Here is a 25,130-nt window from a genome sequence, read left to right as displayed (position 1 = left end):
GGCTCAAGGGGCCTTCTTCAGGCGGATGTGGGCGACCAGGCCGCCTTCGGCCGCGTTGTTGACCTCGAAGGTGCCGCCCATGCGCTGCACCGCCTTTTCCACGATGGCCAGGCCCAGGCCGGCGCCGGTGGCCGCCGTGCGCGCAGCGTCGCCGCGGAAAAACGGCGTCGTGAGCTGCCCGAGCTTCTTCGGGTCCACGCCCGGCCCCTGGTCGCGCACGCTGAGGATCACCCATGGGCCGGTCCGCGCGTAGCTCACCGTCACCCGCGCGATGCCGGTGTCCGTCGAACGCCCATAGCGCCGCGCGTTCTCGAACAGGTTCTGCAGCACGCGTCCCAGTTCCGTCTCGTCGGCCATGACCTTGGTGTCGATGGCCACGCGCGAGGTGATGCGGATCTGGCTCGGGTCGCGGAATGCCGCCATTTCCTTGTCGACCAGGCTGGACAGGTGCACCGGCGTGAGCTTGACCTCGCCGGGGCGCGCATAGTCCATGAACTTGTCGATGATGGCGTCGAGCTGGTCGATGTCCATCGCCATGTTGCGCTTGGCTTCCTCGTCCTCGACGCTCATCTCGGCTTCCAGGCGCAGCCGCGCCAGTGGCGTGCGAAGGTCGTGGGAGATGCCCGCGAGCATGACCGCGCGGTCTTCCTCCACCTTGGCGAGCTCTCGCGCCATTCGGTTGAAGCCCATGTTCACCTGGCGGATCTCGCTGGTGAGCGTGTTCTCGTCGAGCCGGGAATCGAATTCACCTTCGCGGATGCGGCTGGCCGCGAACGACAGGTCGCGCAAAGGCTGGTTGATGAGCCGCGCAATCGCCACCGACCCCAGCACCGTCGCCACCAGCGCCACGCCGGCCCAGACCACCAGCGTGGTCCAGCTGATCGGCTGCATGCGCGTCGGGTCGGCCTGCAGCCAGTAGGGGTCGCGGTCGTCGAAGGAAAAGCCCACCCACAAGCCCGGTGAGCCGTTCACCTCGCTGGCCACCAGCGTGTCTGCGCCCAGGCGCGAGCGCAGTTCCTGGCCGATGGCGCGGGTGAAGCGGTCCACCTCGTAGGGTTCCCACTTGTCGCTGGGCTCGCGTGGCTGCAGGCGTGTCGACTCCTGGTTCTGCAAGCTCTTGATGAGCGCGACCCGGTTGATGCCGTCCGTGTTGCGCAAGGCCACGCGCGAGAGGTTCACGAGGCTGGCGATCTGTTGCGCCGCCTGCACCGCGCGCGGCTCGAACTCCATCGCGCGGAAGGTCTGCGTCCAGGCGAACACGCCGCCGGCAAGCAGGATGGCCAAGAGAAAGAAGGTGCGCCAGAACAGGCTCAGCGCGACATGATTCTTGGCCATTGATGAATGAAAAAGCCGGGCAGTGAATGCCCGGCGAATCTATCAGACATGCGCGTGATTCAGGCGATCATGCGGTGCCGTCCGGGACGAAGACGTAGCCAACCCCCCACACGGTCTGGATATACCGCGGCTGGGCCGGATCCGGCTCGATCATCTTGCGCAGGCGCGAGATCTGCACGTCCAGGCTGCGGTCGAAGGGCTCGAACTCGCGGCCGCGGGCCAGCTGGGCCAGCTTGTCGCGCGACAGCGGCTGGCGCGGGTGGCGCACCAGGGCCTTGAGCATGGAGAACTCGCCGGTGGTGAGCGCGATCTGTTCGCCTTCCTTGGACAGGCGGCGCAGCGCCAGGTCGAACTCGAAGGGGCCGAAGGTCACGGTCAGTGCCTCCTTGGCCGGAGCGCCCGGGGCTTCCAGCGAAGGGCGGCGGCGCAGCACGGCGTGGATGCGGGCCAGCAATTCGCGGGGGTTGAAGGGCTTGGGCAGGTAGTCGTCGGCGCCGACTTCCAGGCCGACGATGCGGTCCACGTCTTCCACCTTGGCCGTCAACATGATGATGGGCGTGACGTCGTTGGCGGCGCGCAGGCGGCGGCAGATGGACAGGCCGTCTTCGCCGGGCAGCATCAGGTCCAGCACGATGAGGTCCACGGTCTCGCGGGTGAGGACGCGGTTGAGCGCCTTGGCGTCTTCGGCCAGCAGGACTTCGAAGCCTTCCTGGGTGAGATAGCGGCGCAGCAGATCGCGAATGCGCGCATCGTCATCGACAACGACCACGCGGTCGGCGCGGGCGGTGGGTGCGGTGGTCATGATGAGACTCCGTATTTGTAACAGAGGCATTGTGCGCAGGTTTGCGAACCCAAAACGTCTGTTTTGACTCTCTGTTACAAGTCTTGCGTTCCGAGGCTTGCGACTCGAAACGTCTTGACATGTAACGGGGCTAAAGAGGCAGCCTGCGCTGGTAGGCTCGCACGCCTGCCACGAGAGAACCCCGATCCCGAAGGAGCCCGGATGAACCCGCTTTGCAAGGCGTTTGTGATCATGTCCCTGGGGGCCGCCGCCGCCGTCCAGGCTGCCGATGTGCCCCAGCCCACGGGCGTCGTCAGCCTCACGGCCAGCGCCGACCTGGAGGTGGCCAAGGACCTGATGTCCGTCACCTTGACCACCAGCCGCGACGGCACCGATGCCAACGTCGTCCAGGTCGCCCTGAAGCAGGCGCTGGACGCCGCGCTGGCCGAGGCGAAAAAGGCGGCCAAGCCCGGCCAGGTCGATGTTCGAACGGGTAACTTCTCTCTCTATCCGCGATACGGCAACAAGGGCCAGATCTCCGGCTGGCAGGGCACGGCCGAGCTGTTGCTGGAAGGCAAGGACATGCCGGCACTCGGCCAACTGGTGGGCCGCATCACCACCTTGACCATCGGCCGCGTCAGCTTCGGCCTGTCTCGCGAGGCGCGGGAAAAGAACGAGTCCGACGTGTCGGCCCGGGCGATCGCCGCCTACAAGGCCAAGGCGGCCGAAATCGCCAAGCAGTTCGGCTACAGCGGCTACGTGATCCGCGAGGTGAACGTGCAGGCCAACGAGCAGCAGGGCAATCCCATCCCGATGATGCGCGTGCAGGCCATGGCCAAGTCGGCGGAGGACTCGTCCCTGCCGGTGGAGGCCGGCAAGGCGCAGGTCATCGTCACCGTGACGGGCACGGTGCAGCTGACCAAGTGAACATGCGGGCGGCCTATTGCGCCGCCCAGCCACCGTCCACGTTCCAGGCCACGCCGCGAACGTTGTCGGCGGCCGGCGAGCACAGGAAGACCGCCAGCTCGCCCAGTTGCTCGGGCGTGGTGAACTGCAGCGATGGCTGCTTCTCGCCCAGCAGGTCGACCTTGGCCTTGTCCACCGTGATGCCTTCGCGCGCCGCACGGTCATCGATCTGCTTCTGCACCAAAGGCGTGAGCACCCATCCGGGGCAGATGGCGTTCACTGTGACACCGGTGGTCGCCGTCTCCAGCGCCACCGCCTTGGTGAAGCCCACGATGCCATGCTTGGACGCCACGTAGGCCGACTTCTGCGCCGACGCCACAAGACCGTGCGTCGACGCGACGTTGATGACCCGCCCCCAGTTCTTCGCCCGCATGCCGGGAATCGCCAGCCGCGTGGTGTGGAAGGCCGACGAGAGGTTGATGGCGATGATCGCGTCCCACTTCTCGGGCGGGAAGTCCTCGACCTTGGCCACGTGCTGGATGCCCGCGTTGTTGACGAGGATGTCCGCGCCGCCGAATTCGTTCCGCACGTAATCCATCATCTGCGCGATGTCCGCCGGCTTGCTCATGTCGGCGCCGTGGTAGCCCACCTTCACGCCCAGCGCCTCCACCTGCGCCTTCGGGCCGGCGACGTCGCCGAAGCCGTTGAGCACGATGTTCGCGCCTTGCCGGGCCAGGCTGAGCGCGATGCCCAAGCCGATGCCGCTCGTCGATCCCGTCACGAGTGCGGTTTTTGCTTTGATCATGAAAGCTCTCCGAGTTGATACAGTGCCGTTGCATTATCAAAGAGGCCCCGAGGCATCCCCATGACGACCAAGCAAGAGCCCCGCCTGCAGCACGTGCAATGCCTTGATAGCAAGGGCCTGCACCGCATGGCGTATTGGGAATGGGGCGATGCGGCCAACCCGAAGGTGGTGGTTTGCGTGCACGGGCTGTCGCGGCAGGGACGTGACTTCGACAGCCTGGCCTCGGAGCTCAGCCAGGACTTCCGCGTGATCGCCCCCGACGTGGTGGGCCGTGGGCAGTCCGACTGGCTGGTCGATCCGAGTGGCTACCAGCTGCCTGCCTACGTGGCGGACATGGTCACGCTCATCGCGCGGCTGGATGTCGAGAGCGTGTCCTGGGTCGGTACCTCCATGGGCGGGCTCATCGGCCTGGGGCTGGCCTCGCTGCCGAAAACACCCGTCAAGCGCCTGGTGCTGAACGACGTCGGGCCCACCATCCAGGCCGAGGCCATCGCGCGCATCGGCGCCTACCTGGGGCTGCCGATGCGCTGGTCGTCGCTCGAAGAGGCGGCCGACTACATGCTCAGCATCTCCACCGGATTCGGCACGCACACGCGCGAGCAGTGGCTTGCGCTCACGCGGCCCATGCTCAAGCCCGATGGCGACGGCTTCAAGCCGCACTACGACCCGAACATCGCCGTGCCTTTCAAGGCCATGACGCCCGAACTCGCCAAGGCCGGCGAGGCCGCGCTGTGGATGGCCTACGACTCGCTGAAATGCCCGACGCTGCTGCTGCGCGGCGCCGACTCGGACCTGCTCAACCGCGACACCGCACTGGCCATGACCCAGCGCGGCCCGAAGGCTCGTCTGCACGAATTCGCCAACGTGGGCCACGCGCCCATGCTGGTCGTGCCCGAGCAGGTGGCCGTGGTGAGGGAGTTCCTGCTCGCCCCATGAAGACAGGACTGCTGGACGCGCGCGCCGCCGAGGCCGCGCCCATCGTTCAACTGGTGGACGAGCATGCGGCCGACGAGGCCGCGCAGCTCGTCCGTGCCCGCGCCTTCGCCGAGCCTCTGCTGGCCGGCCAGCCGATGGACACGGGTGAGGACGCGCTCGCCCATGCCGACGGCGTCGCCGCCATCCTGCAAGGCATTGGCGCCGCGCCATCGATGCGCGCCGCGGCCTACCTGGTCTACGCCGGCGACTTCCTGCAAAGGCCTGAGGAGGTCGTCGCCAAGGCTTTCGGCCCTTCGCATGCGAGCCTGGTCACGCACACCCGCAAGCTGGTGCAGATCCAGCGCGCCGCTCGCGAGGCCAAGATGGGCGAGGAGCAGCGAGCGTTGCAGACCGAGCGTGTGCGCAAGATGCTGCTGGCCTTCTCGCGCGATCTGCGCGTGGTGCTGCTGCGGCTGGCGTCGCGGCTTCAGACCCTGCGCTACTTCGCGGCGTCCAAGCAGCCTTGCCCCCAGGCGCTGGCCGAGGAGTCCATGCAGGTGTTCGCGCCACTGGCCAATCGGCTGGGCATCTGGCAGATCAAGTGGGAGCTGGAGGACCTGTCCTTCCGCTTCTCGCAGCCGGACAAGTACAAGCACATCGCCAAGCTGCTGGACGAGAAGCGCGTCGAGCGCGAGCAGCGGGTGGAGGCCTTCCGCCAGCGGTTGGCCGAGGAACTGAAGTCTCATGGCATCCACGCCGAGGTGCAGGGACGCCCCAAGCACCTGTACAGCATCTGGAAGAAGATGCAGGGCAAGGGGCTGGACTTTGCCCGCGTGTTCGACGTGCGGGCCATGCGCGTGATCGTGGCCGACGTGCCGGAGTGCTACACCACGCTGAGCGTGCTGCACGAGCTGTACCGCTCCGTGCCCGGCGAGTTCGACGACTACATCGCCAAGCCCAAGCCCAACGGCTACCAGTCGCTGCACACCGTCGTGCTCGACGAGGACGACCGCGCGGTGGAGGTTCAGATCCGCACACGCGGCATGCACGAGCATGCCGAGCACGGCGTGGCCGCGCACTGGGCATACAAGGAGGCGGGCGTGAAGGGCTACGCGGGCGTGTCGGCCGGCGGCGACTTCGATGCCCAGGTGGCCGAGGCGCGAAAGTCGGTGCTGCGGCAACTGCTGGCGTGGGAACGCGATTTCGTCGAGAAGGGCGAGGCGGCCACACCCGAAGGCGATGCGGTCTTCGACGACCGCATCTACGTCTTCACGCCGGATGCCGCCATCGTCGAGTTGCCCGCGGGCGCCACGCCCATCGACTTCGCCTACGCCGTGCACACCGACCTCGGCCACCGCTGCCGCGGCGCGAAGATCGACGGGACGATGGTGCCGCTGAACACCATGCTGCAAAGCGGGCAGACGGTGGAGGTGACGGCGCTGAAGGAGGGCGGTCCGTCGCTGGACTGGCTCAACCCCGAACTGGGCTTCCTCAAGAGCCAGCGCTCCAAGGCCAAGGTGCGCGGCTGGTTCAACGCGCTGGCGCTGGCGGGCACCATCGCACGCGGCCGCGAGGCGGTGGAAAAGCTGTTGCAGCGCGAAGGCAAGACGGCGATGAAGCTGGACGACCTCGCGTCGCAGCTTGGCTTCAAGAATGCCGATGCGCTCTTCGAGGTGGTGGGAAAGGACGAGTTCTCGCTGCGCCACATCGAGACGCTGCTGCGCCCGGCCGAGCCGCAGCCGACGGTGGACGAAGTCATCGCGCTCAAGCGCTCGCGGTCCGAGGGCGAGTCGCCCAAGGGCGGCGTGCTGGTGGTGGGCGTCGAATCGCTGCTGACGACCTTGTCGCGCTGCTGCCGGCCCGCGCCGCCGGACCCGATCGGCGGCTACGTCACGCGCGGGCGGGGCGTGGCCATCCACCGCAGCGACTGCAGCAACTTCCGCGAGATGGCTGCGCGTTCGCCCGAGCGCGTGATCACCGTGGAGTGGGGGGCGCCTCGCGGCGACAAGGGTGCGCTCTACCCGGTGGATGTGCTGGTGGAAGCCGCCGACCGCCAGGGCCTGCTGCGCGACATCTCCGAAGTCTTCGCCAAGGAGAAGATGAACGTCACCGGCGTGAAGACGCAGACGGTGCGCGATGCCAAGGGCGGCACGGCGTGGATGACCTTCACCATCGAGGTGGCCGACGCGGCTCGTCTGGGGCAGGTGTTGGCTGCGGTGGGCCGCATCTCCGGCGTCCGCTCGGCCCGTCGAAAGTGATGCGGATTTTTCCTGCTATACTGCAAGGCTTCGCAGGCGCGTAGCTCAGCTGGTTAGAGCACCACCTTGACATGGTGGGGGTCGTTGGTTCGAGTCCAATCGCGCCTACCAAATTCGGTAGATGAATCAAGCACCTGGCGGTTGTCGCCAGGTGCTTTTTTCTTGCCTACAAGCTTCAGCTGTCCGAGCGCGCATAGCGGCTCGGCGTCTGCCCGACATGCCGGGAGAACGCCACGCTGAACGTGCTGGTCGATCCATATCCCACGCGATCTGCAACTTCGGCGACGGCGAGCCCTTCGTGGCGAAGGAGACCCTTGGCGATCTCCATGCGCCACTGCAACAGGTACTCCATCGGCGCGACCCCGACCGTGCGCACGAAGCGCTCGTAGAACGCCGAGCGGGAAAGCGCAGCGATGTCCGCCAGCTGCGCCACCGTCCAGTCCTGATCGACGCTCGCGTGCAACTGCTGGAGGGCAGGCGCCAGCCGTTCATCGCCCAGGCCTCGCAGCAGCCCAGGTGGCGCGCTGCCCGCAGTCGTCGAACGCATGGCCTCGATGAGCATCATCCCGACCAGGCTGGACAGCATGAACTCATGGCCTGGCTTGTGATCCTCGTACTCTTCGCCCACCATCCGCACGAGACGCGCCAGCCGGTCGGAGCCTTGCACATGGACCACCGTTGGCAGCAACGAGATGAGCAGGTCCGGGGCGGCACGATCGAACAGGAACGCCCCACCGAGCGAGCGCATGTCCGGTTCGCCCTGCAGGTCTCCGTGGCGCCGCTCGCCGTTGCCTCCGGGCACGACCTTGGGATCGATGTGGATCGTCGGCGCGGGGCCGAAGCTGGAGATCGTGAAAGGCGGGGTCGTCGGCAGCAGCACGAAGTCACCCGCGCTGAGTGTCAGCGGCTCGTGTCCATCGACCTTCAGCAGGCAGCTCCCCGTCAGCATGATGCAGAAGCTCGGCTGCCCATACTCGGAATAGCGCACCGCCCAATGGCCCTTGCCGCTGATGATGTTGGCGAAGACAGCGCGTGGCTGCAGGAGCCTGACGACTTCGGTGAGAGGATCACTCATGGACGTTCGCTAAAACAAGCAAGACGCTCGCTGGTAGATGATGCCGGGTCTGCGTCCTATCGTGGAGTCCTTCGCGATCAACCACTGAAAGGACCCCTCATGAACACCGTGCTCATCACTGGCTGCTCTTCCGGCTACGGCCTCGAGACCGCCCGCCATTTCCTCGCCAAGGGCTGGCGCGTCGTGGCCACCATGCGCACGCCGCGCGAAGGACTCCTGCCCCGATCCGACCGGCTTCATGTGCTGCCACTCGATGTGACGCAGCCCGGCAGCATCGCTGCTGCCGTCGAGGCCGCCGGTCCGATCGACGTTCTCGTCAACAACGCCGGCGTCGGTGTCGTCGGCGCCTTCGAGGCGACCTCCATGGAAACGGCGCGCGAGGTGTTCGACACCAACACCTTCGGCGTCATGGCGATGATGCAGGCGGTCATCCCGCAATTTCGCCAGCGCCGGGCTGGCGTCATCGTCAACGTCACGTCCAGCGTGACCTTGGCCGCCATGCCGCTGGCAGGCGTCTACACCGCCAGCAAGATGGCGATCACCGGACTGACGGGATCCGTCGCGTTCGAACTCGCCGCCTTCAACGTGCGCGTCAAGCTCGTCGAACCCGGCTACGCACCCACGACACGTTTCGCCGACAACGGCGCCGCACGCATGCAGGGCCTGATTCCCGAGACCTACATGGGGTTCGCACAACCCATCTTTGCGGCCTTCGCCAACCCCACTGCGGTCACGACGGAGAAGGACGTGGCCGAGGTGGTCTGGCAGGCGGCGAACGACCCGTCCGAACGTCTTCACTTCGCTGCGGGCGCCGATGCGCAGGCCTTGGCCCGTGCACGGTGAGGCGGGTGGCCTACGATCCGACGCAGCGAAACCTGGAGACACCCATGAGCCAGCCATCAGACAAGTCCTCTCGCTCGATTCACCAGGTGGCGGCCACAGGCTATGCGGCAGGCGCCGACACCTATGCCAAGGGGCGGCCCGGATATCCCGCCGCCTTGCACGAATGGCTTCGAACGACGCTGGGTGTCGGTCCGGGCGCCGCTGTGATCGATCTGGGCGCCGGCACGGGAAAATTCACCCGGCTCCTGGTCGATGGCGGTGCCGACGTGACAGCCGTCGAACCTGTGGCGCAGATGCTCTCGCTCCTCTCGCAAGACCTGCCGCAGGCGAAGGCCGTGCAAGGGACCGCCACGCAGATGCCTCTGGACTCTGCTTCGGCCGATGTCGTGGTCTGTGCCCAGGCCTTTCACTGGTTCGCGAGCCCCGAGGCCTTGTCGGAAATGGCCCGGGTGCTCAAGCCGGGTGGTCGCCTGGCGCTCGTGTGGAACCTGCGCGATGCCCAGGTGCCCTGGGTTGCTCGGATGGACGCGATCGTGGATCGGCATGAAGGTGAAGTCCCCCGGTTCTACAAGGGAACCTGGCGCAGTGCCTTCCCGCATCCGGCCTTCGGTGAGCTTCAGGAGTGGCAGTTCGAGAATCCGAGCATGGGCGCACCCGATGACGTGATCGTCCGGCGGGTGCTGTCGACCAGCTTCATCAGCGCCCTGGCCGCCGAGGAACGCCGGCAGGTCGAGGCGGAACTTCGCGAGCTCATCGCACAGGAGCCTGAGCTTCGCGGGCGTGAGCGGGTGTCGGTGCCGTATCTCACTTTCGCGTTCTGTGCCAGGAAACTGGTCTAGACAAGTTGTCGGAGCACCCAACGCGATACCCCTTCAGGCCCTTGGAAGTCTTCGACCGAGCGCACCGGAATGCCGGGGTGACGCTCGCGCCACATCGCGGCCAGCGCCGTGCCGGGGCCGACTTCCAGCACGCAACGCGGCCTGCGTTCGGCGATGCTGTCCATGCAGTCGTCCCAGCGCACGGTGTGCGCCAGCTGGCCAGACAAGGCCGACGCAAGCGCGGCCGCATGTCGGCTGGCCGCGCCTGTGAGGTTGCAGACCACGGCGGCCTGAGCGGGACGGAGGTCGGCGGCTGCGAGGCGTTGCGCGAACGCCGCTGCGGCTGCAGCCATCGCCCGCGTGTGTGATGCGATGCCGATGGGCAGTCGTTGGCAGCGCAGGCCGGCAGCACCCCAGGGCTCGGCGGCGGTCTCCAATGCCGCTGCGTCGCCGCCGACGATGACCCGTTCGTCGCTGATGCGGATTGCGATCGACAGGTCTGCCGCAGCTTCGGCCAGGGCGAGTGCGTGTGGACCTTGCACGGCCAGCAGGCCCGTATCCCGCCCGGCGACGCTGTCGTCCATCGCTTGCGCGCGGGCGGCAGCGAGATCGAGCGCCGTGACCGCATCGAAGACACCGGCCGCGGCGAAGGCGGCGAGTTCACCAACGCTGTAGCCGGCGACGACCGTGGGCGTGGGCAATTGCGCTGCCAGGACCTGCCACGCTGCGATGCCGGTGCCCGTCAGCAGCAACTGGGCGACACGATTGGCATGCACCCGGCGGACGTCACCAAGGGTGTCGCGCCAGTCCGTTCCCAAGTGACGAGCCATCGCATCGAGTACCGGCCTGGCCTCGGGATGGTCGTCCAGCCAAGGCAGCATCTGCTGATGCTGCGCACCCTGGCCGGGGAAGAGCAGCGCCAGCCCCATCAGCCCATGCGTTCGAGCCAGCAGGCAGCTGCCAGCGTGTCGGCCGCACCGCCGGGTGACAGGCGTCGGCGCACGAATTCCTTGCCGATGGCGGCGGAGGTCTGCAGGCCCTTCGGTGCAGCTGCACCTCCGGCCGCGAGGAAGTCGCGTGCGGCTGCCTGCGCGAAGTGCAGGCCTTCCAATCCGCCACGGTGAGCCAGGTTGCTGTCGTCGAGGACGCTGATCACCGCAAACAGCGTGTCCAGGTGTGCCTGCGCGGTGGGCAGGCCGCGGCGTCGCGCGTGGCGCAGCGCGGGTTCGGCCGTTTCGAACAGCGTCGGGAATCCGAGAGCCGCTTCCGCTGAAGCGCTGCGAAGGCCCAGTCGACTTGCCGCCATCCCACCCGGCAGCTTCGACGGCCGCAGCGCGCGAACTGACAACGCATCGCCCCAGCAGGTGGCCAGCGTCTGACGCAACAAGGCGGGCGTGGGGCGGCAGCCTTGCGCGGCCAGTGCGCCGGCCGAGGCGCACAGCAGGCCGAGCATGAAGATCGAGCCGCGGTGTGTGTTGATGCCGCCTGTCGCTGCCAGCATGCGTGCCTCGGCGGCGATCCCGCACTGCTCAAGCGCCTCGAAGGGAGCGCCCGCAGCGCCCAGCTCAGCGATGCGCACGAAGTAGCCACGCAACGCGAACAGGCTGCGCATGAAGGTGTGGGCATCCATGTCGTCATGGCTGCCCCTGTCGGTGGGCGTCACGAGGCCGGGCTTGGGCGACAGGGCGAGTTCGTCGTGCAGCGCGAGCGTGGCAGCGCGGCCAATCTCCTGCGCAGTCGGCGCATGCGAGGCGAGGGCTGATCGCAGTCTCATGCGATCAGCTCCGATGCATCGAGCAGCGCCAGCGAGGCCGGCATGGCGACGCCCCGCAGCCGCTTCACGAGCAGTCCCCGAGCCCGGCCGTTTCGCCAGGCCATCCACTCGCGCCACGCGACGGCGGCGTCGCCATCGAACACCAGCTCGCCATCGAGGCGGCGCGTCGGTGCTGCGAAGGCGTCCAGTGCAGCGGCCACGGCGTCGGCGTGGTCCGGCCCCGTCACGCTCACCCAGACATCGATGTCGGAGGACTCATGCACGTGCTGAAGACCGGTGAGGTATTGCCAGCCGTGGCTGCCGTAGACCCGCGCTGTCGCATCGCAGGCGCGCAGCGATGAAGCGAGTTGCCGTGCCGGCGTGCGGGCGCTGTGGGGCAGCTGCGGGACGAGTTTTTCAAGAAGCGGAAACTCGTCGAAGAACAGCACCTCGGCCCGCTGCACGCGAATTGCCAGCCGGCGATGGCGCCAGCGGCGCGGCGCGCTCAGCCCCAGCGAGATGGCGTCATCGTCGGCCTGGCGGGTGACCACGAGCGGCAGCTGCTGGTCCGCCCAGTGGTGCAGGCAGTCATGCGCCTCGGTGTCCCAGGGCAGGTTCAACAGCCGCTGCCAACCGGCACTCGACAGCCGGGCCATCTGGTGGCGATGCATCGTCATGGCCGCTCACCCTGCGTCAAGCACGCGCTGCACGACAGCCGCCGCCATGCGCCGGCCGCCACGCATGGCGCCATCCTCGGCGCGCCGATCGCGAGGCGATGCATCAGCCAATGCCTCTCGCAACGCCTGCGCCAGGTCACCGCGCCAGAGCCGGCGCACGCCGCCCATCGCGATGTAGTTGTCCACGCCCGGCGCGAAGACGGGGTTCGACTCGGACAAGCGCGCCAGCAGCGGTTCGGGAAGCTTCGTGACTCGCGCCATCGCAGGCAGCCGCATCACGCGGATCTCGGCCTCGGGCAACGCGTGGCAGGCGTCGGCGATGAGACCCGAAGTGATGAACCCCCCGGACAGCGCCTGGTCGTACACGAGGCCGATCACCCGGTGGCCCCGTCGTCGAGCAAGATCGATGCACATGCCCAGGTGCGCCATCGCGCGGTTGATGCCAAGCAATTCATCGCGCCGCCGCAGCTGCTGGCCTTGCGTGTCGATCAGCAGCAGGATGGGGCGTCCTGGTTGATGGGTCATGGCATCCAGCACCGCACGAGCCTGCCGCAACGCCAGCTGCACGCCGATCGGCGCATGCGCCGTCGTCCCGATGACCGCAAGCGGTTCACCATCGAACACCACCGTGCCATGCAGGAAATCGCCCTCGCGGGCGATGCCGTGCTCGTCGCCGAAGAGCTGGGAGGCCAACAGGTTCCAGTCCATCAATGCACTCCCAGCGCACGCACGGCAGCCACGTCGAGGTCGGGCACGCGCGAAGCGTCGGCTATGCCCAGGCGAGCCCACAGGGCGGTCGCATCATCGCCCTCGAAATCCATGCGCGATGCCAGCCGGCCATGCTCGTCCTCCAGCGCAGCCAAGGTGATCGGCCGCGCAGCGTCGAGCGCGGCGATGGCAGCTTGGCGAAACTCGCCGACGTCGTCCTCGACCAGCGCGTCGCAGTCGCCGCACAGCCAGCGGTGCTTGCCACCGGTCGTGCGCCACACGAGCGCCCGGTCGCGTGAATCGAACTCCTCGACACCGTGCGATGCCTCGATGACCTCCGGTCCGGACATCGCCAGCCGGCCGATGTCGCTCATCACGACGTGATCGGCGCAGCGAGCGACGATGCCCATCCCGCCGAAGCAGCCGTTGGCGCCGCCGATCAGCACGATGACCGGGATGCCCGCGGCGCGCACGTCCAGCAGCGCGCGCATCACCTCGGACACGGCGATGAGTCCGGCATTGGCTTCGTGCAGCCGCACGCCGCCCGACTCGGCCAGCAGAAGCACCGCATGAGGCCGGTCACGCAGCGCGCGCCGCAGCAGGCCGACGAGCTTGGCGCCATGCACCTCGCCGACGCCGCCGCCCATGAACTCGCCTTCCTGCGCGGCCACGAAGATCTCGCGGCCCGCCAGGCTGGCGCGGCCGATGGCAACGCCATCATCGAAGGCCGCAGGCAGGCCGAGCTGGCCCAGGTGCGGGCTGGTCAGGCGATCAGAGGGCGGCAGCCATTCGCGGAAGCTGCCGGCATCGACGACGTGCGCCAGCCGGTCGCGTGCGGAACACTCGGCATAGGAAATCATGGCAACAGCTCCTGCGCGGCCTGGTCCAGCCGCAGGCTGACGACGGCGGGCGTGGCGCCCATGTCGTGGATGGACAGCATCACCCCGGCCAGCGGATGGCGGCGATGGAAGTCGTTCACCACCGCGGCCCAGATCGGACCGAAGCCTCGGGCCGAGGTCTCGATGTGGACGCGCAAGGCGTCTCCGGGCGAGGGCTCCAGCAGCACCTCCAGGTTGCCCGACCCCACGACGCCGACCAGCACCGGCGTGAAGGGCCCGACGGCACGGGTGCCCGTCAAGGTGTAGTCGAGGGTTTCGATGCCTGGGTGATTCATGGGCAACTTTCGTGTCACCAGTTGCGAAAGCGTTTGGGCGGGCTGTACAGGCCCTGCGATGCACGCACGAGGTCGCGCATGCTGCGCGCGGCAAGCAGGTTGCGCGTCGCATCGCGCACGTCGATGCCCAGGTCGGCCGGCCGGCGGATGACGCCGCGGTCGCGCAGGTTCTCGACCATGCGCGCATCACGCCCGAGGCCCACGGCGGTGTAGCCCGCCACGCCGCGGATCGCCTGCTCGCGTTCATCGTCGCTGCGGCACATGAGCAGGTTGGCGATGCCTTCCTCCGTGAGGATGTGGGTCATGTCCTCGCCGTAGATCATGATGGGCGGCAAGGCCATGCCGGCCTGCTCCTGCAGCGTCCACGCATCCAGCCTGTCGACGAAGGCCGGCTGCATGTGCTCGCGGAAGGTCTCCACCATCTGCACCACCAGCTTCTGGCCGCGCGGCGTGCCGGCGGCGCCCGCCAGGCCGGCGCGGGCTTGGCGGCCGGCTTTCAGCCACGCCGGGCTCGCGTGGCGGCGTCCGCGTGCGTCGGCGCCCATGTTGGGCGCGCCGCCGAAGCCGGTGATGCGGCCCAGCGTGGCGGTGGAGCTGTTGCCTTGCAGGTCGATCTGCAGCGTGGACCCGATGAACAGGTCGCAGGCATAGTGGCCCGCGGCCTGGCAGAAAGCGCGGTTGCTGCGCAGGCTGCCGTCGGCGCCGGTGAAGAAGACATCGGAACGGGCGCGGATGTAGTCCTCCATGCCAAGCTCCGAGCCGAAGGAGTGGATGGACTCGACCCAGCCGGCCTCGATGGCGGGGATGAGCGCCGGATGCGGGTTCAAGGCCCAATGCCGGCAGATCTTCCCCTTGAGGCCCAGCGACTCGCCGTACGTGGGCAGCAGCAGCTCGATGGCCGCGGTGTCGAAGCCGATGCCATGGTTGAGCCGCTGCACGCCGTATTCGGCATAGATGCCCTTGATGGCCATCATTGCCATCAGCACCTGGATCTCGCTGATCTGCGCCGGGTCTCGCGTGAACAGCGGCTCGATGAGGTTGGGCCGCGGCGCCTGGATGACGAAGTCCACCCAGTCGGCCGGGATGTCGATGCGCGGCAGCGTGCTGCCCACCGGCACCCGCTCATTGACCTGCGCGATGACGATGCCGCCCGAGAACGCAGTGGCCTCGACGATGGCCGGCGTGTCCTCGGTGTTGGGCCCGGTGTAGAGATTGCCCGCTGCATCCGCGGCGTGGGCGGCCACGAGGGCCACCTTGGGCGTCAGGTCGACGAAGTAGCGCGCGAACAGCTCCAGGTAGGTGTGGATCGCGCCGATCTCGATGCCGCCGGCGGCTACCAGCTTCGCCAGGCGGGCGCCTTGCGGCCCCGAGAAGGAGAAGTCCAGCCGCCGCGCGATGCCGTTCTCAAACAGGTCCAGGTGCTCGGGCAGGGCAAGCACCGACTGCACCATGTGCAGGTCGTGCACGCGCTGCGCATCCACCTGCGCGAGGGACTGCGCGAGGAAGTCCGCCTGCTTCTGGTTGTTGCCCTCCAGGCAGACGCGGTCCCCGGGTTCGAGGATGGCTTGCAGCAACGGCACGGCCGCGCCGGTGTCGACGTGGCAGCCCTGCAGTTGATGGCCCAGCACCCGTGCCGCGCGGCCCAGGCGCTCGGCACGCTGGCGGGCGCGGCGGTTCCAGGAGTGCGTGGCGGCGTTCGCGGCATTCATCGGCGGCTCCTAGTGGCCTGCGGCCGTCACCGCGCCCATGGTGGCGTCGGGCAGGGCGGTCGCGATGCCGGGGAAGATGCAGATGAGCAGCACGGCCAGCAGCATCAGCACCACGAAGGGCAGCACGCCCCAGATGATGTCGCGCAGGGCGATGTCAGGCGCGATGTTCTTGATGACGAAGATGTTCAGGCCCACCGGCGGGTGGATGAGGCCGGTCTCCATCACGATGGTCATCAGCACGCCGAACCAGATGAGGTCGAACCCGGCCGCCTTCAGCGGCGGCAGGATGATGGGCGCCGTCATGAGGATGATGCTGACCGGCGGCAGGAAGAAGCCCAGCACGATGACCATCAGCAGCACCGCGGCCAGCAGCACCCACTTGGACAGGTGCGTGCCGACGATCCATTCCGCCGCCGCCTGACTGATGTGCAGGTAGCTCATCACGTACGAGAACAGCAGCGACATGCCGATGATGAACATCAGCATGGTCGACTCCTTCAGCGTCGACGAGAGGATGGGCGCGACGTCCCGCGGGCGCCAGACGCCGTAGATCGTGGCGATGAGCAACAGGGCCAGCAGGGCGCCCAGGCCGGCGGTCTCCGAAGGCGTTGCGAAGCCGCCGTAGAGCGCCACCATCACGCCGATCAGCAGCAGCACGAAGGGCACGACGCGCGGCAGCATCTCGAACTTCTGGCGGTTGGTGAAGGTCTCGGTGGCCAGCAGGGCGGATGCGGTGCCGGAGCGCCGGTACTCGGCCTCGGCCAGGGTGCGCTCCTTGCGATAGCGAAGCGCGGCGTAGCCCGCGAACAGCGCCACCAGCAGCACGCCCGGCGCGATGCCCGCGAGGAAGAGCCGGCCCAGCGACTGCTCGGCCGCCACGGCGTACAGGATCATCGTGATCGACGGCGGCAGCAGGATGCCCAGTGTGCCGCCGGCGGCGATGATGCCGGCCGCGAAGCCCGGCGAGTAGCCGCGCTTGCGCATCTCCGGGATGCCCGCGCTGCCGATGGCCGAGCAGGTGGCCGGGCTCGAACCCGCCATGGCGGCGAACAGCGCGCAGGCGAACACGTTGGCGATGCCCAGGCCGCCGGGGATGCGGCCCATCCACACGTGCATGGCGGCATACAGGTCCTGGCCTGCCCGCGATTTGCCGATGGCCGCGCCCTTGAGGATGAACAGCGGGATCGACAGCAGCGTGATGCTGGCCATCTCCTCGTAGACGTTCTGCGTGACGGTGTCGAGCGCCGACGCCGGCATGAAGAGGGCCATGAACAGCACCGCCACGCTGCCCAGCGCGAACGCGATGGGCGCGCCGGAGAACATGAACAGCAGCGTGACGACGCCGAACAGCGATCCGAGGACGAGCATGCTCATGCCCCCACTCCTTGCGACTTCCTGAAGAGCCCGTTGAGGCGGGCGGCGAGTTGCACGAGCAGCTGCAGGCTGAGCAGCGTCATGCCAAGCGACATCAGCACGTAGGGAATCCACAGCGGCGGCGCCCAGGACGACGAGGTGGTCTGGCCTTCGGCCCAGGCCTCGTGGAACAGCGTCCACGACTTCCAGGCGAAGAAGGTGCAGAAGGCGGTGCACATCAGGTCCACCAGCGCCAGGCGCAGGCGGTTCAAGGCGCGCGGCAGCATTCCGGCCATGGCCTCGATGCCCACGTGCCCGCGCAAGGCCTGCACGAAGGCGCCGCACAGGAAGGTGGCGCCCACGAGGCAGAACACGGCGGCTTCATCCTGCCAGTCGGTGGAGGCCTTGGTCACGTAGCGCGAGACGACGCTGTAGGTGAGCACGCAGGAGGCCAGCAGCAGCGCCAGCATGCCGAGCACGACCATCGCCTGGTTGGCCACGCCCAGTGCCTTGGCCAGCGGACGCAGCAGCGCGGGTGTGTCGGGGTCGATGCCTGCCACCGCAGGCCGCATGTCTAAACCGTGGCTCATAGCAATTTCTGCGCAGCCTTGATGATCGCGGCGCACGACTCGTTCTTCTCGGCGAAGTCCTTCCACGCCGTGTCGCGTGCGATGGCCTGCCACTTCTTCAGCGTCGGCTCGTCCATGTCGTAGACCTTGGCGCCGGCCTTGGCGTAGATGTCGGCCGCGGCTTTGTCGTCGGCCTTGGCGGCGTCACGCGCGAACACCTCGAGTTCTGCGCCGAGCCCCATGACGATGTCCTGCTGGGCCTTGGTGAGCTTGCCGAACACTTCCTTGGAAATCAGCAGCGGCTCGAACATGAACCAGTAGGTGCGCTGGCGGCCGGAGGTGAGGTGCTTGGCGATCTCTTCCAGCTTGAAGGAGATGAAGCTGGTCGACGAGGTCATCGCCGCGTCCATCGCGCCGGTCTGCATCGCGGCATAGATTTCGTTCGACGGCAAGGTGATGACGGACGCGCCGGCCGTCTTGAGCATCATGTCCATCTCGCGGCTGCCGCCACGCACCTTCATGCCCTTGGCGTCTTCGGGTGTCACCAGCGGCCTGGCACGGCTGGCGACGCCGCCGGCCTGCCAGACCCAGCTCACGATGAGCACGCCCTTGTCGTCCAGCACCTTGGACAGCAGCTTGCCGACCTCGGCCGTCTTCCATGCGGCGCCCTGTGCGTAGCTGGGCACGAGCGCGGGCATGAGGCCGGCGTTGGTCTCGGCCACTTCGCCGCCGGCATACGACAGCGGCACCAGGCTCATGTCCAGCGCGCCCTTGCGCAGGGCCGAGAACTGGGCGTTGGTCTTCATCAGCGACGAGCCCGGGTAGACCGAGGCCTTCAGTGCACCACTGGTGCGCTTGTCCAGTTCGGCCGCGAAGGTGCGGCACAGCCGGTCACGGAAGTCACCCTCGGTGAGCGAGCCGCTCGGGAACTGGTGCGAGATCTTCAGGGTGGTGCCCGATTGGGCGAATGCGCTGGACCATCCTGCGGCGGCTGTTGCGGCAGCAGCCCCCATCCATTGACGTCGTGTCAGGCTCATGACTTGTCTCCAGAAATCCGCCTTCGGTGGCGGTTGGCCGCAGTTTGGAAGCGGGCCCTCTGGCGATCAATCAACCTTGTCGGACGACGTTTACGCCCGCTGCAATGGTCGTGGGTTAACCCTGCAGGTCGGCCGCGTGGCTGCGGCAGGCGGCCAGCAGCGACAGCAGGTTCGGGTCACGCTCGCGCGTGCGCAGGAACATGACGCTGATCTTCTGGCGCATCTGGAAGCGCGGCTGCAAGGGCACGAGGCAGACGTTGCGCGGCAGCACACTGCGGATGCGGCCCGGCAGCAGCGTGCAGCCGATGCCGCCGCTCACGAGGTTCATCAGCGAGAAGATGTCGTTGGTCCGCATGACCACGTTCGGGTCGAAGCCGGCCACGCGGAAGGCATCGATGAAGCGGTCGTGCGTCACGTAGCCTTCGTTCAGTGACACGAAGCGTTCGTCGGTGCAGGCGCTCAGGTCGACGTCCGCCTGCTGCGCATAGGTCGACTGCGCCGGCGCGGCGAAGAAGATGTCGTCCTCGAACAGCAGCTGCGACTCGATGTCGCCCGCTCCCTCGGGCAGGCCCATGACGGCCGCGTCCACGATGCCTTCGCGCAGCTTGCGAAGCAGCTCGCTGTTGGAGCCGAGCACGAGTTCAGTCTGGATGTCGGGCTTGCGCAGGCGCAGGCCCATGATGATGGCCGGCACCGTGACGCTGGTCAGCGAGTAGAGCGAACCGATGCGGATGCGGTCGGCGGCGTAGCCGGCGATCTCGCGCGTCACCCGGATGCCATGCGACATGGCCTGCAGCACTTCGCGGGCGACATCGGCCAGGGCGTGGGCGGCATCGTTGGGTTGCAGGTTGCGGCCTTCGAGCCGGAACAGGCTGCACCGCGTGCCCGTCTCCAGCGAGTGGAGCGCGCGGTGCACGCTGACCGCGCTGATGCCCAGCCGCTCCGCCGCGCGCGCCAGGTTCCCGCTCTCCATGAAGGCCAGCAGGATCTCGAGCTTGCGGAACGTGATCTCTTCGTCGATGCGATTGAGCATGGCTCGGCCATCATAGCGACCGACCGCGCATCACGGCTTGGGCTCTGCACGCGACGCGGCGAGGATCACCTGGGCGATTTCCTCCGGCCGTGAAATCATCGACACATGGCTCGCGTCGACTTCGGTCGTGGTCGCGTTCATGCGCTTGGCCATGAACCGCTGGAAGTCGGGGTCGATGGTCCGGTCCTGCTTCGACACGACGTACCAGGACGGCTTGGCCCGCCATGCGGCCACGGTGGTCTTGGCGGTCGTGACCGCCCGGCCCACCGGCTGCTGGACCGCGTAGTACACGCGAGCCTGGGCGGGGTCCAGGTCCCCCGCGAAGTCGCGCACGAAGGCTTCTTCCGACAGCCTGCCGAATCCGTCGCCGCCCCAGGCGAGGCCCTTGCCCGCAGGCGCCGGGGGGAAGGTCTTGGCCAGCGCCGGGTAGTCCTCGCCGGCGTCGGGTGCGCGGGCGGCGACGTACACGAGTGCCGAGACCTTGGCATCGGTTCCAGCCTCGGAGATGACCATGCCGCCATACGAGTGGCCGACGAGGATGGTGGGACCGTCCTGCTGGGCCAGGGCACGGCGCGTGGCTTCCACGTCGTCGGCCAGCGAGGTCGTCGGGTTCTGGACGGCGGTCACATGCAGTCCCGCCTTCTGCAGGATGGGCACCACCTTCGCCCAGCTCGATCCGTCGGCGTAGAGCCCGTGGACGAGGACGACGTTCTTGACCTTGGCCGGCGTCTCGGCCGCGGCCACGCAGGCGACGAGAGTGAGCAGCGATGCGCACACCTTGGCGCGGAGTCCCATGTTGCGTCTCCGAAGTGTTGAACTTGTGCGCAAAGGGTAAGAGGCGGCCGCCGGCACATCAATTAGCCAGCGCATGCAACCGTTACGCGAACCGTCAGAGCAGCCCGAGCGTGAAGGCTGCAGGGCAGCGGCACAGTTGGTTGACTGTCGGCTTGTCGCCTTCGAGCGACTCAATTCGCGCCCAAGCCAAAGTAGTTTGAGATGTAGTCCTGGGTTGTGCGCCATTGCTCTAGGTTGGGAACTCAGCCACACTCATCAGTCTTTGACCCAATATCTTTACCTCGTTACCATCCGCAAACTCACAAGAACTCTTAAGGAAATCACCACATGAGCCTAAATTTCTTCACCCTTGATACCGACTCTGTTATTGATGGCTTTGTGGTTGCCGCTGCGACAAATTATGAATTTGCCATTGAAAATTTTGTCCCCCTAATTGGGCGTCTTGATATCCAGCGAGATGCGCTGAATACAAAATTCTACAGTCGTCTGGAGGATGATATTGTTAGGGGCTGCGTAATGCCGCCAATTACTATCGCCCTAATTCATTCGTTTCCAGCTCGGAGACGCAGCAAATCCGCTATCGAGGCGTTCATCTCTGAAAATGTTGACAGCGCTTTTGTTCTTGACGGGATTCAGCGACTGAATACGCTGCGACGAGCTGCCTCTAACAATGATTTTGATTTCAATCGTCCGATACATGTAAATTTCATCATTGCCAGTTCGCGCGATAGATTGCTTTATCGAATGATTACTTTGAACAATGGGCAAAAACCAATGTCCGCTCGTCATCAAATTGACGTGCTGGCCGATGCTTTTTTTGATTTCGATGGCATCGATCTGAAGCTTGTTGCCGAAAAAGGTAAGGGGCGGGTTCGAGCGCCGGAATCGTTTAAGAAAGCGGATTTTGTTAAAGGGTACGTTGCATACCTGAGCGGTTCGGTGAATATTGATAATCAAAAAATAATCGAAGAGAAGATGGATGAACTCATCGCATCGAAGATCATTGATTCTGATATTCCGACTAGCAATGTCGAATTTATGGATGTGGTTGATTTGGTTAACAAATTTGGCAAGTCAGACTATTTGCGTGATTGGATCAGGGTTCAAAACAACTTTGTGGGATTCTGCGTAGGAGCTAAAACGTCCGCGTCGGTGCTGAAGTCCATAAAAACAGAAAAGGTTGTGCATTCGATTGAAAATTTTGAGCAGGCGTTCTCTTCAATTAATGTTAGCAAGGTCAATCTGGGGAAGGTTCGTCGAGAGTTGGTTGCCTACTACATCCAAAACTATTCCAGCCTGAGTAAGTTGGATGAGTTTGAGTTGCTGGACAAGATTTCTGATCGGATCTGAGCGTGGCGGTCCAAATATCCGGCTCGGCTCTTGACGGCTTGGGAAGGCTTCCTAAGAATGCCGACAACTCGTACCAGTATCTCTTGGTTCGCCTACTTTTGGGGACGGCGACTGTCTGTCGAGGAAGTATCCGAGCAAAACAAGTTACGGACTATTCGTCGTTGCCGGCAACTGTACAGAATAGAACCCCGGCGATCGCATTTAAGGATTTTTTGGTCAGTTACTCTCTTGGTGGTACCGTTGAGCGATTCGTCAAGGTTACGCGTGGCGATAATCGAGAATTCTATAAGGAAATTCTTTCGGAATTCCTGAATTTTCATTTGCACGCATTTCAGGATAAGAATACGAGCGCGTTTGTTTTTTTATATCGAATCTTGGAAAGAATTTCATATACTGTGCCGTTGCTCTATGCTGCAACTCAGACTGACTACATCGGGACGTTCAAAGACTTAAAGGCGATTCTTCATGCGGACGCGGAAGGGGAATTGGGGTTGTTCAAGAAATTCTTGGGGCAAGGTAAGTTTATAGATTCAATTAAGCTTCAGGTTGTTCAGAGAATATCATTTTCTTGTTCGAGCGGACACGGGGCGAGTTATTATGATTTGACCTGTGAAAAATTCAAATCATTTGCAAGTGTTGATCAGGCTGCACAAGAAGTTGAAATCAAATTCTCGGAAATTCCTGAATTCCTGAAGACTATTAGGAACCGCTTTTTTCATTCGCGGACTGGTGATGGGAGAGGGAATATAACGACGATTTCTATGCCGGACTCCGATGAATACTTTGCGAAAATAAATCCGGTTATCGCAAGTTTTCTTGCGATCATCGTGCTTCATACCCTGTCATCTAAATATCACGTTTAGATGTTTTTATTTTGAAATTATTTGGAGGGGCTCGTGAGTTGCTATTTGATTGGTGAACGGGTCCCGGCAAAAAGACAAACGGTTTGGTTCACAGCAGCCCGAGCGTGAAGGCCTTCAGCGTCGCCGCGGCACGCGTGGTGCACTCCAGCTTGCGGAAGATGCTTTCCAGGTGGGCGCGCACCGTGCTCGGGCTGATGCCCAGCGTGCGCGCCGCTTCCTTGTTGCTCTCGCCGCCACCGATGCGGCGCAGGACTTCCAGTTCGCGTTGGGTGAGCAGGCCCGATGTCGTCTCTTCGGCCTGCCGCGCGGGAACCGTTGCGGCCGCCTCACCAGCCAGCGCGGCGACCACGCTGGCATCGAATGCACCGGCTTGCGCTTCCTGCCGCAAACGGGCCATGGACTCATCGGCGCTCAGGGCCGCAGCCGCAGGCCGCTCAGTCTGCAGCCACACCCATCGAAGCGCCGCGGCGAGCACGCGCGCCTCGATGCCGATGGCCGATGCAGACACGCCACGGAAGCCGCCTGAGCCATCCAGCCGCTCCTCGATGAACGACGCCAGCCCGGCTTCTTCCTTCAGCGCGTCGATGCGGCGTGCGGCGCGGTCGGTCCAGTACGGCACCAGGCGCAGCCGCTCCGTGTCGGCCTCGCTGGCCTTGCCCGGCGATTCCCACACCGAGTTCGGCACGGATGCACGGCCGATGCCGTGGATCAGCCCCGCCCGGTAGACGCGATGCTGCTGCAAATCGTCCAGGCCAAGCACCTGCGCGCAGTGCAGGGCGGTGGACGCGACACGGCGTGACAGGCCGGCCATCCATGGCACCTTGAGGTCGATGACGTCGGCGAGCAGTTCGAGCGGCGCCGGCTGGTCCGACCGGGGAATGACCTGCCCGAGTGCGCCCAGCGAGGCGGCACCCTGGTCCAGCGCGTCCATCCACTGCGCGGCCTGGATGGTGGCGGCCTTCACCAGTGATGCCGGGTAGCGGCGGTCGGCCCGCTCGGCGATGTAGCGCAGCGCGTCGTTGAAGCCGTAGGTGCGCGACAGGATTTCGAGGTCGCCCGCGAGGCTCACGAAGAAGACTTCGTGGGGGATGAGTTCGGCCGGCAGGCCTCTCGGCTGGCCGGTGCCGTCGTGGTTCTCGAAGATGCAGCGCAGCGAGGTCTCGACCTCGGTCGAGAGGTCCAGCGTGCGCGCGATGTCGCCGGACACCTCGCAGTGGATGCGGGTCATCTGCGTGACGGTGCCGGCGAATCGCGCTGCCTCCGCCGCCGAGGTTTCCGCCAGCATCACCCGGCGGCCCTGCACGTCGTCGCCCAGCAGTTCGGAGAACTCCGGTGCGTTGGCGGTGCAGCCCGACCAGCGCAGCAGCGCGACCGTGGCCGCGCTGCTGCCGGTGGAGGCATCACCGCCGGCCGCCGCGGCGAGCTGGCAGGCCAGCCAGGCCGTCCGCAGGGAATGGTCCACCGGCTGCCCCATGCTGAGGTCGCCGACGAACGCCAGGGCGCCGATCACGTCGAGGACGGGGACATGGGAGACGGAGCGGTCCATGGAGGCTGCGAAAGGCGAAAGGCGAACGGCGATGGCGGGATGCGGACGGCGCGGACCTTACCGCGTCTGGTTCACGGCTTCAAGGATGGCGGCTGCCACCTTCGCCGGCTGCACCTGCTGCGGCACATGGCTGGTCTTGAGCTGCGTGACGTGCGCGCCGATGCGCTTGGCCATGTCGCGCTGCTGGGCCGGCTGGATCATGTGGTCATCGGTCGCGACGATGTACCAGTTGGGCTTGGTCTTCCACGCGGCCACGCTCACCTTCTGCTCGAAGGCCTTCGAATGGATCGGCCCCTGCGTCGCGAACATCACCGCCGTCTGGGACGCTGGCAGGTCCTGCGCGAAATGCTTGCTCATGCCTTCCTGCGTCAGGCTGAGGAAGCCCGATGCATCGGCCTTGAGGAAGGCCAGCCCCGGGGGCGGCGCGTAGGGCTTGCCGAGTTCACCGACGGCCTGTCCGACATCGGGCGCGAAGGCCGCGACGTAGACCAGCGCCGAGACCTTGTCGCTGGTGCCGGCTTCGGTGATCACGGTGCCGCCCCAGGAGTGGCCGACCAGCACCACCTTGCCCGGCTGCGCGTCGATGGCCCGCTTGGTGGCGGCGACGTCGTCCTCCAGCGAGGTCAGCGGGTTCTGCACGGCGGTGACGTGCAGGCCCTTGGCCTGCAGCAGCGGGATGACCTTGGCCCAGTCGGAGCCGTCGGCAAAGGCGCCGTGGACGATCACGACGTTGGGCCGGGCGTCCGCGCTGTGGGCGAGCGATACAGCCGACAGGGCCAGCGATGCCGTGAGGGCTTGGAGGAGGCGGTTCGGTGTCATGGGAGTGC

At 65.9% G+C, this 25,130-nt stretch carries 25 protein-coding genes and 1 tRNA gene; 8 read left to right on the top strand and 18 right to left on the bottom strand.

Going from position 1 to position 25,130, the window contains the following annotated elements; all coding sequences use genetic code 11:
* Positions 1-3: 3 nt before the first annotated feature.
* A complete protein-coding gene (locus tag DZC73_RS15345) occupies positions 4-1,335 on the bottom strand; it encodes a sensor histidine kinase (protein ID WP_124541239.1) in 1,332 nt (443 codons plus the stop codon).
* A gap of 67 nt (positions 1,336-1,402) precedes the next feature.
* The gene (gene ompR, locus DZC73_RS15340) at positions 1,403-2,137 is read right to left on the bottom strand and encodes an osmolarity response regulator transcription factor OmpR (RefSeq protein WP_124541238.1); all 735 of its coding nucleotides are present in this window, start codon (positions 2,135-2,137) and stop codon (positions 1,403-1,405) included.
* Positions 2,138-2,368: 231 nt separating this feature from the next.
* Here ompR and DZC73_RS15335 point away from each other — a divergent pair, with 231 nt between their 5' ends.
* Positions 2,369-3,043 carry an SIMPL domain-containing protein gene (locus DZC73_RS15335; protein ID WP_235835145.1) on the top strand — a complete coding sequence of 225 codons (675 nt, stop codon included), beginning with the start codon at positions 2,369-2,371 and terminating at the stop codon, positions 3,041-3,043.
* Between the two features lie 13 nt (positions 3,044-3,056).
* On the opposite strand, the gene DZC73_RS15330 is transcribed toward DZC73_RS15335, so the two are convergent.
* A complete protein-coding gene (locus tag DZC73_RS15330) occupies positions 3,057-3,827 on the bottom strand; it encodes a 3-hydroxybutyrate dehydrogenase (protein WP_124541236.1) in 771 nt (256 codons plus the stop codon).
* A gap of 60 nt (positions 3,828-3,887) precedes the next feature.
* Between DZC73_RS15330 and DZC73_RS15325 the strand changes: the two genes are divergently transcribed.
* The 3 genes from DZC73_RS15325 (at position 3,888) to DZC73_RS15315 (ending at position 7,111) form a co-directional block, all read left to right on the top strand.
* The gene (locus DZC73_RS15325; protein WP_124541235.1) at positions 3,888-4,763 is read left to right on the top strand and encodes an alpha/beta fold hydrolase; all 876 of its coding nucleotides are present in this window, start codon (positions 3,888-3,890) and stop codon (positions 4,761-4,763) included.
* Entirely contained in the window at positions 4,760-7,000 is a 2,241-nt protein-coding gene (locus tag DZC73_RS15320; protein ID WP_124541234.1) for a RelA/SpoT family protein, read from the top strand. Before DZC73_RS15325 ends, DZC73_RS15320 begins: the two co-directional genes overlap by 4 nt.
* Before the next feature lie 34 nt (positions 7,001-7,034).
* Positions 7,035-7,111: transfer RNA gene (locus DZC73_RS15315), tRNA-Val, on the top strand.
* A 64-nt stretch (positions 7,112-7,175) separates the two neighbouring features.
* Here the strand turns inward: DZC73_RS15315 and DZC73_RS15310 are convergent.
* Positions 7,176-8,075 (bottom strand): AraC family transcriptional regulator, encoded by a 900-nt coding sequence (locus DZC73_RS15310; RefSeq protein WP_124541233.1) that lies wholly within the window; start codon positions 8,073-8,075, stop codon positions 7,176-7,178.
* A 99-nt stretch (positions 8,076-8,174) separates the two neighbouring features.
* On the opposite strand from DZC73_RS15310, the gene DZC73_RS15305 reads away from it, so the two are divergent.
* Both DZC73_RS15305 and DZC73_RS15300 read left to right on the top strand, forming a co-directional pair.
* Positions 8,175-8,918 (top strand): SDR family oxidoreductase, encoded by a 744-nt coding sequence (locus DZC73_RS15305; RefSeq protein WP_124541232.1) that lies wholly within the window; start codon positions 8,175-8,177, stop codon positions 8,916-8,918.
* 44 nt (positions 8,919-8,962) lie between these two features.
* Positions 8,963-9,757: a class I SAM-dependent methyltransferase gene (locus tag DZC73_RS15300; protein WP_124541231.1), complete on the top strand. Its 795-nt coding sequence runs from the start codon at positions 8,963-8,965 to the stop codon at positions 9,755-9,757.
* On the opposite strand, the gene DZC73_RS15295 is transcribed toward DZC73_RS15300, so the two are convergent.
* The 12 genes from DZC73_RS15295 to DZC73_RS15240 form a co-directional block, all read right to left on the bottom strand.
* Positions 9,754-10,665, bottom strand: coding sequence for an acyltransferase domain-containing protein (locus DZC73_RS15295; protein ID WP_124541230.1), 912 nt, complete (start codon positions 10,663-10,665; stop codon positions 9,754-9,756). The two genes, DZC73_RS15300 and DZC73_RS15295, sit on opposite strands and share 4 nt — an antisense overlap.
* On the bottom strand, positions 10,665-11,510 hold the full coding sequence (gene mdcB / locus DZC73_RS15290; protein ID WP_124541229.1) for a triphosphoribosyl-dephospho-CoA synthase MdcB: 846 nt from the start codon (positions 11,508-11,510) through the stop codon (positions 10,665-10,667). Before mdcB ends, DZC73_RS15295 begins: the two co-directional genes overlap by 1 nt.
* On the bottom strand, positions 11,507-12,166 hold the full coding sequence (mdcG, locus tag DZC73_RS15285) for a malonate decarboxylase holo-[acyl-carrier-protein] synthase (RefSeq protein WP_124541228.1): 660 nt from the start codon (positions 12,164-12,166) through the stop codon (positions 11,507-11,509). The genes mdcB and mdcG overlap by 4 nt, the downstream gene beginning before the upstream one ends.
* Positions 12,167-12,172: 6 nt before the next feature.
* Positions 12,173-12,874, bottom strand: coding sequence for a biotin-independent malonate decarboxylase subunit gamma (locus DZC73_RS15280; protein ID WP_124541227.1), 702 nt, complete (start codon positions 12,872-12,874; stop codon positions 12,173-12,175).
* Positions 12,874-13,734 (bottom strand): biotin-independent malonate decarboxylase subunit beta, encoded by an 861-nt coding sequence (locus tag DZC73_RS15275; RefSeq protein WP_124541226.1) that lies wholly within the window; start codon positions 13,732-13,734, stop codon positions 12,874-12,876. The genes DZC73_RS15280 and DZC73_RS15275 overlap by 1 nt, the downstream gene beginning before the upstream one ends.
* On the bottom strand, positions 13,731-14,048 hold the full coding sequence (gene mdcC, locus DZC73_RS15270) for a malonate decarboxylase acyl carrier protein (protein ID WP_124541225.1): 318 nt from the start codon (positions 14,046-14,048) through the stop codon (positions 13,731-13,733). The genes DZC73_RS15275 and mdcC overlap by 4 nt, the downstream gene beginning before the upstream one ends.
* Positions 14,049-14,062: 14 nt before the next feature.
* The gene (gene mdcA, locus DZC73_RS15265; RefSeq protein WP_124541224.1) at positions 14,063-15,757 is read right to left on the bottom strand and encodes a malonate decarboxylase subunit alpha; all 1,695 of its coding nucleotides are present in this window, start codon (positions 15,755-15,757) and stop codon (positions 14,063-14,065) included.
* Positions 15,758-15,766: 9 nt separating this feature from the next.
* A complete protein-coding gene (locus tag DZC73_RS15260) occupies positions 15,767-17,131 on the bottom strand; it encodes a TRAP transporter large permease (RefSeq protein WP_124541223.1) in 1,365 nt (454 codons plus the stop codon).
* Positions 17,128-17,700 (bottom strand): TRAP transporter small permease, encoded by a 573-nt coding sequence (locus DZC73_RS15255; RefSeq protein WP_124541222.1) that lies wholly within the window; start codon positions 17,698-17,700, stop codon positions 17,128-17,130. The genes DZC73_RS15260 and DZC73_RS15255 overlap by 4 nt, the downstream gene beginning before the upstream one ends.
* Positions 17,697-18,716 carry a TRAP transporter substrate-binding protein DctP gene (gene dctP / locus DZC73_RS15250; protein WP_124541221.1) on the bottom strand — a complete coding sequence of 340 codons (1,020 nt, stop codon included), beginning with the start codon at positions 18,714-18,716 and terminating at the stop codon, positions 17,697-17,699. The genes DZC73_RS15255 and dctP overlap by 4 nt, the downstream gene beginning before the upstream one ends.
* A 115-nt stretch (positions 18,717-18,831) precedes the next feature.
* Positions 18,832-19,749 (bottom strand): LysR substrate-binding domain-containing protein, encoded by a 918-nt coding sequence (locus DZC73_RS15245; RefSeq protein ID WP_124541220.1) that lies wholly within the window; start codon positions 19,747-19,749, stop codon positions 18,832-18,834.
* Between the two features lie 30 nt (positions 19,750-19,779).
* Positions 19,780-20,544, bottom strand: a complete 765-nt coding sequence (locus DZC73_RS15240) for an alpha/beta fold hydrolase (protein ID WP_124541219.1) — start codon at positions 20,542-20,544, stop codon at positions 19,780-19,782.
* A gap of 327 nt (positions 20,545-20,871) precedes the next feature.
* On the opposite strand from DZC73_RS15240, the gene DZC73_RS15235 reads away from it, so the two are divergent.
* Together DZC73_RS15235 and DZC73_RS15230 are read left to right on the top strand one after the other, a co-directional pair.
* Complete coding sequence (locus DZC73_RS15235; protein ID WP_124541218.1) at positions 20,872-21,894, top strand: hypothetical protein; 1,023 nt, start codon at positions 20,872-20,874, stop codon at positions 21,892-21,894.
* Between the two features lie 2 nt (positions 21,895-21,896).
* A complete protein-coding gene (locus DZC73_RS15230; RefSeq protein ID WP_124541217.1) occupies positions 21,897-22,757 on the top strand; it encodes a hypothetical protein in 861 nt (286 codons plus the stop codon).
* An 88-nt stretch (positions 22,758-22,845) separates the two neighbouring features.
* On the opposite strand, the gene DZC73_RS15225 is transcribed toward DZC73_RS15230, so the two are convergent.
* Both DZC73_RS15225 and DZC73_RS15220 read right to left on the bottom strand, forming a co-directional pair.
* Entirely contained in the window at positions 22,846-24,303 is a 1,458-nt protein-coding gene (locus tag DZC73_RS15225; protein WP_124541216.1) for an HD domain-containing phosphohydrolase, read from the bottom strand.
* Between the two features lie 57 nt (positions 24,304-24,360).
* A complete protein-coding gene (locus DZC73_RS15220) occupies positions 24,361-25,122 on the bottom strand; it encodes an alpha/beta fold hydrolase (protein WP_124541215.1) in 762 nt (253 codons plus the stop codon).
* Between the last annotated feature and the right edge of the window lie 8 nt (positions 25,123-25,130).

The sequence above is a fragment of the Rhizobacter terrae genome, assembly GCF_003852895.1.
Lineage (GTDB): Bacteria > Pseudomonadota > Gammaproteobacteria > Burkholderiales > Burkholderiaceae_C > Albitalea > Albitalea terrae.
This window is presented reverse-complemented; position numbering and strand designations above follow the sequence as displayed.